Below are 11844 nucleotides of genomic sequence, written 5' to 3'. Positions count from 1 at the left end.
TAAATTTAAGAAAGTGTCCGACCCTTATATGTTTGTGCGATTTTCTTAAAGTTTTTCATATGATTTTCCTCCTTGTTCATTGATAAGCTTATTATAATTAATGTTTGTAATTTTCGGAACATAAATAAAAGAAAAAAGGATCTACATTTTGAGGTTGCTAAAAATGTGAGATCCTTTTTAAAGTGAATATTTATCTTATTGCTTCGAATTCTGTCTCTTTGTTGGATGGGTAGCTTGATCAAGTTCTTCAGCGGCAATCGTCTGCTTAACATTTTGAGCACTAGAACGGCCTTTTTGACTATACCCTTTTTCTCTCTTTTGACTCATAATTATGGCTCCCTTCAAATAACATCATAAATAGCTTGAGTAAAAACTATAGGGGTTATACAAAAATGAAAGGGTTTTCTTGAATCGTGTCGAATTTTAGATTTAAGAAGATAAAAGGGGATGAGAGAATGTCAACAGAGGTAGTGATAGTTAGTGCAGTACGTACGCCAATTGGAAGCTTTAATGGAAGTCTTGCAAAGTTTTCTGCACCAGAGCTTGGTGCCATTGCGATAAAAAGAGCCCTCGAAAAAGCGGGCGTAAAGCCAGAACAGGTTGATGAAGTAATCCTTGGAAATGTGTTGCAGGCAGGTCTAGGCCAAAATCCGGCACGTCAAGCCGCGCTAAAGGCTGGATTACCTGACTCTGTATCTGCATTGACCATTAATAAAGTATGTGGTTCAGGCTTAAAAGCCGTTCATTTAGCAACACAAGCAATCATCGCAGGAGATGCAGATATTGTTGTAGCAGGTGGTATGGAAAATATGAGCCAAGCGCCATATTTGTTAAAAAATGCACGTGATGGTTTTCGGATGGGCGATCAAAAGCTTATCGACAGCATGATTTCTGATGGCTTATGGTGTGCCTTTAATGACTATCATATGGGTATTACGGCAGAGAATTTAGCTGACCAATATGAAATTACACGAGAGGAACAAGACGAATTTTCGGCTTGGAGCCAAGAAAAGGCGCAAGAAGCAATCGAACAAGGGAAGTTTAAGGATGAGATTGTTTCTGTTGCCATTCCACAGCGTAAGGGTGAGCCAATTGTTTTTGATACAGATGAATATCCGAAAAAGGGGACAACTCATGAAAAGCTTGCCACATTAAGACCAGCATTTAAAAAGGATGGCACTGTGACAGCGGGAAATGCTTCAGGAATCAATGATGGAGCTGCTGTATTAGTTGTCATGAGTAAAGCAAAGGCCGAAGAGCTGAACATCACTCCGCTTGTGACGATTAGAGGAAATGGAAGTGCTGGGGTAGATCCAAGTATCATGGGAATTGGGCCAGTCAAAGCTGTGAAGAAGGCACTGAAAAAAGCACAAGTATCCCTTGAGGAAATCGAGCTTGTTGAAGCAAATGAAGCCTTTGCTGCACAAAGTTTAGCTGTTGACAGGGAGCTACATTTTAAAAAGGAAATTCTGAATGTAAACGGTGGGGCCATTGCACTAGGACATCCAATTGGTGCAAGTGGAGCGCGTATCCTTGTGACCTTGATTCATGAAATGGTGAGAAGAGAAGCAAGAACAGGTCTTGCCACGCTTTGTATCGGTGGTGGCCAAGGAGTCGCGACAGTGGTCGAATTATCATAAAATGTTATAATGAGTTCACTAAGATTTAGTGAGGGGTTCACATGAAGAAAAAGAAACAACAACACAATTCTCAAAAAAGAAATGAAGAAAAGCCAGTCACACTTGGTGACATGCTAAATGCAGATTTACTGAAGCAGTTGAAAGATCAAAAGCAACAGTTAAAGGCTGCGGAAGAGCAGAAGCAGATTGAGGAAGAAGAACGTAAAAGAGAAGAGCGCCGTCAGCGTGAAAAAAATAAATCCTTTGAAGAGCTATTAAACGAAAGTTCGATGGACTGGAAGAGTTTCAAATAAATAAAAAGAAGGAAGCACGCGCTTCCTTCTTTTTATCGATGAGCAGGGTAAGTATGTGCTTTGGCAATTTCTTGAATTAATGCGATTTCTACGGTAGTTAATGGCGTGGAGTTAACTGCCGTTACATTTGTCTGTATTTGTCCGACAGAACTTGCGCCAACGATTACAGATGCCACAGCCGGATGGGCAAGATTGTAACGAAGTGCCACCTCTGTTAATGAACGGGAATGAGCAACTTTTTCCTGCAATCCTTGAATAATTTCTTTTAGATCTTCAGAGCTGTGCTCTAAATAGCCAGATTTTAATTTTTCATGCGCTCTGTCACTTAACAATCCTTTTGCAACCGAGCCTCTGGTTACGACACTAATATTATGATCGTGTAAAATGGGAAGTGCCTCTTCCTCTGGCTTGCGATCCAAAATACTGTATTGCATCATCACCGAAACTATATTGGATTTTTGGACATATTCACGAATAACATTTGGACGGATAGATGAAATACCGTAAAAACGGATGAATCCTTCTTCACGTAATTCTTCAAACGCTTCTATCGTTTCATCAATATTGTCCTCGATTGTTCCCCCATGAAGCTGATACAAATCAATATAATCCGTATCAAGTCTTTTCAGGCTTTGCTTCAAGGCTTCCTTAATATACGCTTTGGAAGGATCCCAGCTCCAACCGTCTTTTTGTTCATTCCAACGATTCCCTACCTTCGTCGCAATAATCACTTGGTCTCGAACGGATTTTAATGTCTGACCAACGATTTCCTCATTGACTCCGAAGTCATACAAATCAGCTGTATCAAAATAATTGATTCCTTCATCCAAGGCTGCCTCTATGATTTTTTGTGCATGATTCTTGTCTGTTCCAAGCGACATGCAGCCAAGACCTAATTCAGTTACTAGTAGATCTGATTTTCCTAATCTTCTTTTCTTCATTTTCGTTTCACCTCTAAAGCCTATTTTATAGAAAAAAGAAAAGAAAAAACAATTTAAGAGTTTTCTTGTTTTTGAACGTTTTGAACCCAATCATAAAGTAAATCATAATGTTGATTGTATTCCTTTAATTTTTGCCGAATTTCCCAAGCCTTCCCGACAAGTATGACTCCTTTGTCATGTACATACAGCTTCATACCTACTCCTCCAATTCAAGTATGCTAAACTATATGTACAATCAAATTAGGAATAGAACTGGAGTGACAAATAAATGAGTAACCTCGCAGAAAAAACGCTTAAGTCAGAACCTATTTTTTCAGGAAGAGTCATTAGCCTGCAAGTAGATGAAGTAGAATTACCGAATGGAAAAACCTCTACACGTGAAATAGTCAAGCATCCTGGAGCAGTGGCGATTCTTCCAATAACCGATGACAATAAAATCGTCATGGTTGAGCAATATCGCAAGCCGATGGATAGGGTATTGATAGAAATTCCAGCTGGAAAGCTTGAAAAAGGTGAGGAACCTGCGCACACAGCTGTAAGAGAGTTGGAAGAAGAAACAGGCTACGAATGTGAATCCCTAGAGTGGTTAATCTCTTTTTACACATCTCCGGGATTTGCAGATGAAATTGTCCATGTGTATATAGCCAAGGGATTATCGAAGAAAAAGGATGCGGCAAGCTTAGATGAGGATGAATTTGTGAACGTGATCGAAGTAACGCTAGAAGAGGCTTTAGAGCTAGTAAAAGAACAAAAGGTATATGATGCGAAAACAGCTTATGCAATTCAATATCTTCAACTTCAAGAGGCGTTGAAAAAGTGAACCGATACTTTGTAGATTTGCATATTCATATTGGACGAACAGAAACAGGAAAGCCGGTTAAGATTACTGGCTCGCGTACACTCACCTTTACCAATATTATTGAACATGCAAGAGATCTAAAAGGGTTACATATGGTTGGAATCATCGATAGTCATTCTCCTGAAGTGATCATTGAAATGGAAAGACTTTTAAATGAAGGAAAGTTGATCGAGCTTGAAAAAGGTGGGCTTTTTTACGAAGGCTTAACAATCATTCCGGGGTCTGAGCTTGAGATTTATGATGAGGGAACGAATGGACCGATTCATGTACTTTGTTATTTCCCCACTTTGAATATAATGAAGGAATTTTCGCATTGGCTCTCTCAGCATTTAAAAAACATTCAGCTAAGCTCCCAGCGTGTCTACGTTACAGGAAGAATGCTACAGGAAAAAACGAAGGAACTTGGAGGCTTGTTCATTCCGGCTCATGTATTCACTCCGTTTAAGAGTCTTTACGGAAAAGGGGTTAAGAGCTCTTTAGAAGAAGTATTTCATCCAGATTTAATAGATGGAATTGAAATCGGTCTAAGCGCGAATACGGATATGGCCGACAAATTAGCAGAGCTACATGGATATCCGTTATTAACGAATTCTGATGCGCATTCTCTTGCCAAAATTGCTCGAGAATATCAATTGATTCAAATGCTAGAGCCGACTTTTGAAAATTTAAAAGAAGCTTTACGAGGAGAAAATAATCAGCGGATTCTAGCGAATTACGGACTTGATCCCATGCTCGGAAAATACCATCAAACGGTATGCGCTAAATGTTCAGCCAAAGCTAATTTTAAAACGGAAGAATGCAGTGAATGTGGCCATAAGAAATTCATAAAGGGCGTGGCAGAACGGATTCTTGAATTAAAAACGGCGGAGAAAGGTCCTTCAAGTAGACCGCCTTATATCCATCAAGTGCCGCTGCAGTTTATTCCGGGAATTGGTCCAAAATTGCTAGACAAGCTACTTCAGTATTTTGGAACGGAAATGGCGATTCTTCACGACGTGCCAGAAGCGGCGTTAGAGAAAGTGGTCCCAGCTAAAGTGGCTAGGCTTATCATTCGCGCCCGTAGGGGAACTCTATCGGTTGATGCTGGTGGCGGGGGTATCTACGGGAAAATATCTGAACAAGGCTAGCTCGCATCGAAGGAGCTAGTCTTTTTGATAGATTTGCGAAATTTAATAGATTCTCATGTCATAGAGAGGAATAGACGAGCATACATTTTAATGTAAGTTGTTCGGAATAATCTCTAGGAGGCTCGAAGCACATGAAAAAAAGAATGTACCAGGATATCGTAGCAAATCATTTCCGAGAGCACTCGTCCATATATTTGTTTGTGATTGTACTGTTTTTAATGGGTGTCATTTTTGGAGCGATCGTTGTTAATAGTTTAAGTTTTAATCAGAAGGAAGATTTGTTCTATTATTTGTCACAATTTTTTGGGCAGGTGTCAACGGGAAAAGTTGCTGCCTCTAATGACATATTACTTCAAAGCTTCTTTCACAACATTAAGTTTGTCGGATTAATGTGGATATTGGGCATTTCAATTATTGGGTTACCCGTTATACTCGTATTACTTTTTATAAAGGGAATGGTTGTAGGTTTCACTGTAGGCTTTCTTGTTAATCAAATGCAATGGGACGGTTTTCTTCTTTCATTTGTGTCCATTTTGCCACAAAATCTTATCATCATTCCGATCTTTATCTTTGGAGCTACATTATCTGTCGCTTTTTCGTTGAAAATGATACGGAAGCAATTTATGAAAAAATTAGGACAGCCTATTTTTCCATTACTAGGGCGCTATGCACTTGCCTTCTTAGGAGCTCTCTTTTTACTCGTTGCAGCAGCAAGTATCGAGGCGTACGTTTCTCCAGCTCTCATGAAGCTTGTAGTGAACGCCGTACAGTCATAGGACGAATTGCACAATATAGAAAAATAGGATATGATACTCAAGCGCTAATTATTTTTTTGTATCATTCTAGTATTCTTTTTAAAATATAAAATCATCTAATAATAATTATTATTTTATAATCGTTATTGTTGCTTATTTATAATAATTTTCAATTTGAAATCGAAGAAGCATCTGTTATAATAAGTAAGTGACAGTGGCGAGGAGGACTATCGTAATGGAAACAAGAATTGAGAGAATAAAGAAACATTTACATTCATCGAGCTATAAATTGACACCGCAGCGTGAAGCTACCGTACGTGTTTTATTAGAACATGAAGAGGATCATTTAAGCGCTGAAGATGTGTACCTCCTTGTGAAAGAGAAGTCGCCTGAAATCGGATTAGCAACTGTTTATAGAACACTAGAGTTGTTAACTGAATTAAAAATAGTAGATAAAATTAACTTTGGAGATGGAGTCTCACGCTATGATTTGAGACAGGAAGGTGCTGCTCACTTCCACCACCATCTTGTTTGTATAGAATGTGGAGCGGTTGATGAAATTCAAGAGGATTTATTAGAAGACGTAGAAGCAATTGTTGAACGTAGATGGAATTTCAAAATTAAAGACCATCGTTTAACATTTCACGGTATTTGCTATCGTTGCTCCGACAATGACGAAGAGCAGGCGGAAGATACAGAAGAATAGAAACCAAGCCTTTTCCGATGGGAAAAAGGCTTTTTTGATCTCTAGGAAATTACAGATTTCGCTGTTATGGATTTGGTGTATCTACGTTTAGCTCCAAAAGGAAGGCTTAGGTAGCTTTTATATCACACGCATGAATGCGATAGCTTGTGGGAGGAGCGCCTAACCCCTCTTTTTGAAAAATATAGTTCAATTTTTCATGGGTTGTTTCAGACCCAGTGGTTCTTCCAACGTTTGTCGGGTTGAACATCAATGAAAACTCCATAGAAGAAGAAAATACAGGGGCAATCTGTACTTCGATTGTTCCGAAGGCGCCTGCGCTTTTGTATATCCACAGGTATATTTCTTGTCCTACTTGGCATACCTTTACTATAAAAGCTGCTTTTGGAGGAAAGAACAAATGAGATCGTGGTTAAAGTTAGTATTTAATACATTGAAGGTATTTTTGCTGTTCACTACATGCACAATTCTCTTTTACTATGGTATCATGTGGGTAAATGAAGAATATCAAAATTATCACCGCTATGATGAGCCGAATGGAACGGCAGTAAAGGTGTCTGCGAGCGGAACTCAAGAGGAGCCCACGTGGCTCGATCGGTTAATTTTGTTTTATTTAAACGGGGAGTAATGAAAATGGAGCTTCAACTCAAGGATTTTACACATTATTTAATCGTAGAAAAAGGACTAGCTCAAAATACAATTATTTCTTATGAAAGAGATTTGAAAGGCTACATTGACTTTCTCCTAAAGGTTGAAAAAATCACAAATTTACAAGATGTTCAAAGGCTACAGATTGTTCATTTTTTAGGTCATTTAAAGGAACAGGGAAAATCATCGAAAACTTTGGCACGCCATATAGCATCTATCCGTGCTTTTCATCAGTTTTTATTTAGAGAAAAGATTGTAGACCAAGACCCTTCTGTTCACATCGATACACCGAGGCTTGAACGAACGCTTCCGAAGGTCTTGAATTTAAAAGAAGTAGAACGATTGCTAGATTCTCCAAAAAGTAATGACCACTATGGATTAAGAGACAAGGCAATGCTTGAACTTTTGTATGCGACAGGCATTCGTGTTAGTGAACTTATCGGCTTAAATACAGGAGACGCTCATTTATCAATGGGATTTGTTCGTTGTATCGGAAAAGGGAATAAAGAGAGAATTATACCTCTTGGCAAAACTGCAACGGAATCGATCCAGAAATACTTAGATGAGGGACGCCCCCAATTTGTATCAAAAAAGCATAAAGATGATGCACTGTTTTTGAATCATCATGGGAAAAGGTTGACAAGACAAGGATTTTGGAAAATCCTAAAGCGTCTTACAGCTGAAGCTGGCATACAGAAGGAGCTTACACCGCATACTTTGCGCCATTCTTTTGCAACCCATTTATTAGAAAATGGGGCAGACTTAAGGGCTGTACAAGAAATGCTTGGTCATGCTGATATTTCAACAACGCAAATATACACCCATGTTACGAAAACGAGACTTAAGGATGTCTATAGTCAATTTCATCCTCGCGCTTAATAGTTTAATAGAATAGACACAGAAAAGTTACCGATGTTGGTAGCTTTTTTTTATGTTTTTTAGTAAAATACAGTTGTCAGACTTCTGACAAATAGAATTTGTTCGATTATTATAAGAAGAAGCAGGAGAAAATAAGATGGGTGTAAAAGTCTTATTTTAGAAAACGCTTTATATTTTTTATTAGGATTTTTGAGCTAGGAGGAATATAGATGTCTTTTCAATACAAACGTATATTTTTAGTTGTGATGGATTCTGTGGGGATTGGTGAAGCTCCAGACGCAGAAAAATTTGGTGATTTAGGATCAGATACATTAGGTCATATTGCTGAAAAAATGAACGGGCTGGACATGCCGAATATGGGGAAATTAGGCTTAAGCAATATTCGTGAAATTAAAGGAATTACGAAAGCAGAGAAACCACTAGCATTTTTCACAAAAATGCAGGAAGCTTCAAGCGGTAAGGATACAATGACCGGACACTGGGAGATCATGGGGCTGAACATCAGCACACCATTTCAAGTGTTTCCAGAGGGATTTCCTAATGAATTAATTTCAGAGCTAGAAGCTCGTACTGGGAGAAAAATTATCGGAAACAAACCTGCAAGTGGAACAGAAATTCTTGATGAGCTTGGAGAAGAACATATGAAAACAGGGGCACTTATCGTATATACGTCTGCCGACTCTGTTCTTCAAATTGCTGCACATGAAGACATTGTTCCTATTGAAGAACAATATAAGATTTGTAAAATTGCTCGTGAATTAACTCTTGATGAGAAATATATGGTAGGACGCGTTATAGCAAGACCATTTATCGGAGAGCCAGGGGCATTCAAAAGAACGGCGAACCGTCATGATTACGCGCTTAAGCCATTTGATCGAACTGTTATGAACGAAATGAAGGATGCTGGACTAGATGTCATTGCTATCGGTAAAATCTCTGATATTTACGATGGAGAAGGAGTAACCGAATCATTAAGAACCGTTTCTAATATGGATGGAATGGATAAGCTTGTACAAACTTTTGATATGGATTTCACAGGCTTAAGCTTCTTAAACTTAGTAGACTTTGATGCCCTTTTTGGTCATAGAAGAGATCCAGAAGGTTATGGAAAAGCACTTGAAGAATACGATGCTAGACTTCCAGAAGTGTTTGCAAAAATGAAGGACGATGATTTGCTGATCATTACGGCTGACCATGGGAATGATCCAGTTCATCCTGGAACAGACCATACTCGTGAATATGTACCTTTATTAGTTTATTCAAAGCAATTAGAAGGCAAGGAATTACCATTACGTGAGACATTCGCTGATATCGGAGCAACGGTTGCTGAGAACTTCTCAGTTAAAATGCCAAACTACGGCAAAAGCTTCCTTGGCGAATTGAAATAAAAAACTCTAAATAAGCACTAACTTTTTTAAAGCGGTGCCTACTAACTTCTATTGATTCGGAGGGGAATAAGATGGATTATCAAAAAATCCAGCAAGCTGCAAATTATTTAAAGGAACAAGCAAAAGTACAACCGAAAATTGGTCTCATTCTTGGGTCGGGACTAGGTGTTTTGGCTGAGGAAATCGAAGATGCTGTGCGCACACCTTACGATCAAATCCCTGATTTTCCGGTTTCAACGGTAGAGGGACATGCTGGTCAACTCGTATTTGGAACAATCCACGGTGTACCAGTAGTCGCGATGCAAGGAAGATTCCACTACTATGAAGGCTATAGCTTTGAGCAAGTAACTTTCCCTGTGCGTGTGATGAAAGAACTTGGCGTAGAATCACTTATCGTTACAAATGCTGCCGGTGGAGTGAACCAAGATTTTGAACCAGGCGACTTGATGCTCATTACCGATCATATTAACAATATGGGTTCAAATCCACTAATCGGTAAGAATGATTCAAGATTGGGTGTTCGATTCCCGGATATGTCTGAGGCTTATTCCAAGGATTTAATTCAAAAGGCAAAAGCTGTAGCAAATAACCTACATATCAAGCTCCAAGAGGGAGTTTATGTTGGAAATACTGGACCTACATACGAAACTCCGGCTGAGATTCGCATGTTTAGAACGCTAGGTGGAGACGCAGTTGGAATGTCAACTGTTCCAGAAGTAATTATAGCTCGCCATAGTGGACTTCAAGTTTTAGGAATTTCATGTATTTCAAATATGGCTGCTGGTATTTTGGATCAACCGTTAAACCACGAAGAAGTTATTGAAACGACAGAGAGAGTAAAAGAAAACTTCCTTCGCTTTGTAAAAGAAATGGTTAAAGAAATGGGCGCATAAACTTCTATCTTAAATAAAGTGGTGAATGATATGAGAATGGTCGACTTAATAGAGAAAAAAAGAGATGGATTAGAGCTTTCTACAGAGGAAATTAATTTTATTATTGAAGGGTACACAGATGGCTCGATCCCTGATTATCAAGTGAGTGCATTAACAATGGCGATCTACTTTAAAGGGATGACGGAAAAAGAAAGAGCTGATTTAACGATGGCTATGGTTGAATCAGGTGAGCAGATTGACCTTTCTGCAATAGAAGGTGTTAAAGTTGATAAGCACTCTACCGGTGGTGTAGGTGATACAACAACACTTGTTTTAGGGCCGCTTGTTGCAGCTCTTGGTGTACCTGTTGCAAAAATGTCAGGACGCGGTCTTGGGCATACTGGAGGAACGATTGATAAGCTTGAAGCGATTGATGGCTTCCACGTTGAGATTAGTAAGGAAGAATTTATTGACCTAGTAAACAAAAACAAAATTGCTGTAATTGGTCAAACCGGAAACCTTACACCAGCTGATAAAAAGCTATATGCTCTTCGTGACGTAACAGCAACGGTTGATAGTATTCCGTTAATTGCAAGCTCAATTATGAGTAAAAAAATTGCGGCAGGCGCTGACGCAATTGTTTTAGACGTAAAAACGGGTGCAGGCGCATTTATGAAAACAATTGATGATTCACGAGAACTAGCTAAAGCAATGGTTCGCATCGGGAATAATGTTGGAAGAAAGACGATGGCTATTATCTCCGATATGACCCAGCCACTTGGATTTGCTATTGGAAATGCGTTAGAGGTAAAGGAAGCAATTGATACCCTAAAAGGTGAAGGTCCTGAAGATTTAACAGAACTTTGCTTAGCATTAGGTAGTCATATGGTCCTTCTAGCAAACAAAGCAGAAACTCTTGAAGAGGCACGTACAAAACTTCAGGAAGTCATGAAAAATGGAGCTGCGCTTGAAGCATTTAAAGTCTTCTTAGCATCACAAGGTGGAGACCCAACTGTTGTCGATGATCCGGCAAAGCTTCCGCAGGCCAAATTCATTTATGAACTTGAAGCAAAAGAAGATGGGTATGTTTCTGATATGGTAGCGGATGAGATCGGAACAGCTGCTATGCTACTTGGAGCTGGGCGAGCTACAAAAGAATCTGAAATTGATTTGGCAGTAGGCTTCATGCTCAATAAAAAAATTGGTGATTCCGTTCAAAAAGGGGAATCTCTCGTTACTATTTATAGTAACTCGGAAAATATTGAAGAAGTTAAAAATAAACTTTACAACAATATCACAATTTCTGCTGAAAAAGCAGCTGCACCAACACTGATTTACGAGGAAATTACTGAATAATTGATTCTGAAAAAATATTTAGAGGCTGGGACATAACTAGCTTCAAATAATGAGAAAGGTGAATTTGAGGGTACTCAAATTCACCTTTCTCTATTTTTGTGTGTTAATTTTTCTATTACCTTAGTTAATGGCAGTGAATTTTCTTAAATTCACTGCCATTAACGCGAGACCCATTTCGTTTTCTACCTTTGATTTTCCTCGTACAGAAAATCGAGTGAAACGCAAATTAGCCTTCAGGAATCCAAAAACTGGTTCCACATCAATTTTGCGTTTTCGATAGATGGCACTCGTTTTCTCTTCTGAAAGCTTCGCTCTCACATATTCTTTTTGCTCTTCCCATTTTTCATTCACCATTAGTTTTCGATTGTTGCCTTCTTTTGCCT

15 protein-coding genes are annotated in these 11844 nt (G+C 38.9%); 11 read left to right on the top strand and 4 right to left on the bottom strand.

The genetic code is table 11. The features are described 5' to 3' along the window. Positions 1 to 195 precede the first annotated feature (195 nt). A complete protein-coding gene (locus FAR12_RS23925; RefSeq protein WP_281275633.1) occupies positions 196 to 327 on the bottom strand; it encodes a hypothetical protein in 132 nt (43 codons plus the stop codon). 128 nt (positions 328 to 455) lie between these two features. On the opposite strand from FAR12_RS23925, the gene FAR12_RS04410 reads away from it, so the two are divergent. Together FAR12_RS04410 and FAR12_RS04405 are read left to right on the top strand one after the other, a co-directional pair. Continuing rightward, a complete protein-coding gene (locus FAR12_RS04410; protein ID WP_126406771.1) occupies positions 456 to 1640 on the top strand; it encodes an acetyl-CoA C-acetyltransferase in 1185 nt (394 codons plus the stop codon). A 41-nt stretch (positions 1641 to 1681) separates the two neighbouring features. After that, positions 1682 to 1933, top strand: a complete 252-nt coding sequence (locus FAR12_RS04405) for a YqkE family protein (protein ID WP_126406769.1) — start codon at positions 1682 to 1684, stop codon at positions 1931 to 1933. A gap of 32 nt (positions 1934 to 1965) precedes the next feature. Here FAR12_RS04405 and FAR12_RS04400 read toward each other — a convergent pair whose 3' ends face one another. Both FAR12_RS04400 and mciZ read right to left on the bottom strand, forming a co-directional pair. Continuing rightward, positions 1966 to 2874, bottom strand: coding sequence for an aldo/keto reductase (locus tag FAR12_RS04400; RefSeq protein ID WP_126406767.1), 909 nt, complete (start codon positions 2872 to 2874; stop codon positions 1966 to 1968). A 53-nt stretch (positions 2875 to 2927) separates the two neighbouring features. Further along, entirely contained in the window at positions 2928 to 3068 is a 141-nt protein-coding gene (gene mciZ, locus FAR12_RS04395; RefSeq protein ID WP_126406765.1) for a Z-ring formation inhibitor MciZ, read from the bottom strand. A gap of 74 nt (positions 3069 to 3142) precedes the next feature. Between mciZ and FAR12_RS04390 the strand changes: the two genes are divergently transcribed. From FAR12_RS04390 to FAR12_RS04350, 9 genes are all read left to right on the top strand, one after another. Continuing rightward, positions 3143 to 3694, top strand: coding sequence for an NUDIX domain-containing protein (locus FAR12_RS04390; RefSeq protein ID WP_126406763.1), 552 nt, complete (start codon positions 3143 to 3145; stop codon positions 3692 to 3694). Continuing rightward, positions 3691 to 4860, top strand: coding sequence for an endonuclease Q family protein (locus FAR12_RS04385; protein WP_126406761.1), 1170 nt, complete (start codon positions 3691 to 3693; stop codon positions 4858 to 4860). Before FAR12_RS04390 ends, FAR12_RS04385 begins: the two co-directional genes overlap by 4 nt. A gap of 131 nt (positions 4861 to 4991) precedes the next feature. Beyond that, positions 4992 to 5636: a stage II sporulation protein M gene (gene spoIIM / locus FAR12_RS04380; RefSeq protein ID WP_126406759.1), complete on the top strand. Its 645-nt coding sequence runs from the start codon at positions 4992 to 4994 to the stop codon at positions 5634 to 5636. Between the two features lie 214 nt (positions 5637 to 5850). Beyond that, positions 5851 to 6321: a ferric iron uptake transcriptional regulator gene (gene fur / locus FAR12_RS04375; RefSeq protein WP_126406757.1), complete on the top strand. Its 471-nt coding sequence runs from the start codon at positions 5851 to 5853 to the stop codon at positions 6319 to 6321. 397 nt (positions 6322 to 6718) lie between these two features. Further along, positions 6719 to 6946 (top strand): YqzK family protein, encoded by a 228-nt coding sequence (locus FAR12_RS04370; protein ID WP_126406755.1) that lies wholly within the window; start codon positions 6719 to 6721, stop codon positions 6944 to 6946. 5 nt (positions 6947 to 6951) lie between these two features. Next, on the top strand, positions 6952 to 7845 hold the full coding sequence (xerD, locus tag FAR12_RS04365; protein WP_126406753.1) for a site-specific tyrosine recombinase XerD: 894 nt from the start codon (positions 6952 to 6954) through the stop codon (positions 7843 to 7845). Between the two features lie 209 nt (positions 7846 to 8054). After that, the gene (deoB, locus tag FAR12_RS04360) at positions 8055 to 9233 is read left to right on the top strand and encodes a phosphopentomutase (protein ID WP_126406750.1); all 1179 of its coding nucleotides are present in this window, start codon (positions 8055 to 8057) and stop codon (positions 9231 to 9233) included. 71 nt (positions 9234 to 9304) lie between these two features. After that, the gene (locus FAR12_RS04355; RefSeq protein ID WP_126406748.1) at positions 9305 to 10126 is read left to right on the top strand and encodes a purine-nucleoside phosphorylase; all 822 of its coding nucleotides are present in this window, start codon (positions 9305 to 9307) and stop codon (positions 10124 to 10126) included. A 30-nt stretch (positions 10127 to 10156) separates the two neighbouring features. Then, entirely contained in the window at positions 10157 to 11461 is a 1305-nt protein-coding gene (locus FAR12_RS04350) for a pyrimidine-nucleoside phosphorylase (protein ID WP_126406746.1), read from the top strand. 120 nt (positions 11462 to 11581) lie between these two features. On the opposite strand, the gene FAR12_RS04345 is transcribed toward FAR12_RS04350, so the two are convergent. Then, on the bottom strand, positions 11582 to 11844 hold a 263-nt coding region (locus tag FAR12_RS04345), incomplete at its 5' end, for a transposase (protein WP_143252519.1).

The sequence above is a fragment of the Bacillus yapensis genome, assembly GCF_005280205.1.
Classification (GTDB): Bacteria; Bacillota; Bacilli; order Bacillales; family Cytobacillaceae; genus Robertmurraya; species Robertmurraya yapensis.
The sequence above is the reverse complement of the archived record's forward strand: the minus strand, read 5'-3'. Positions and strand labels throughout refer to the sequence as shown.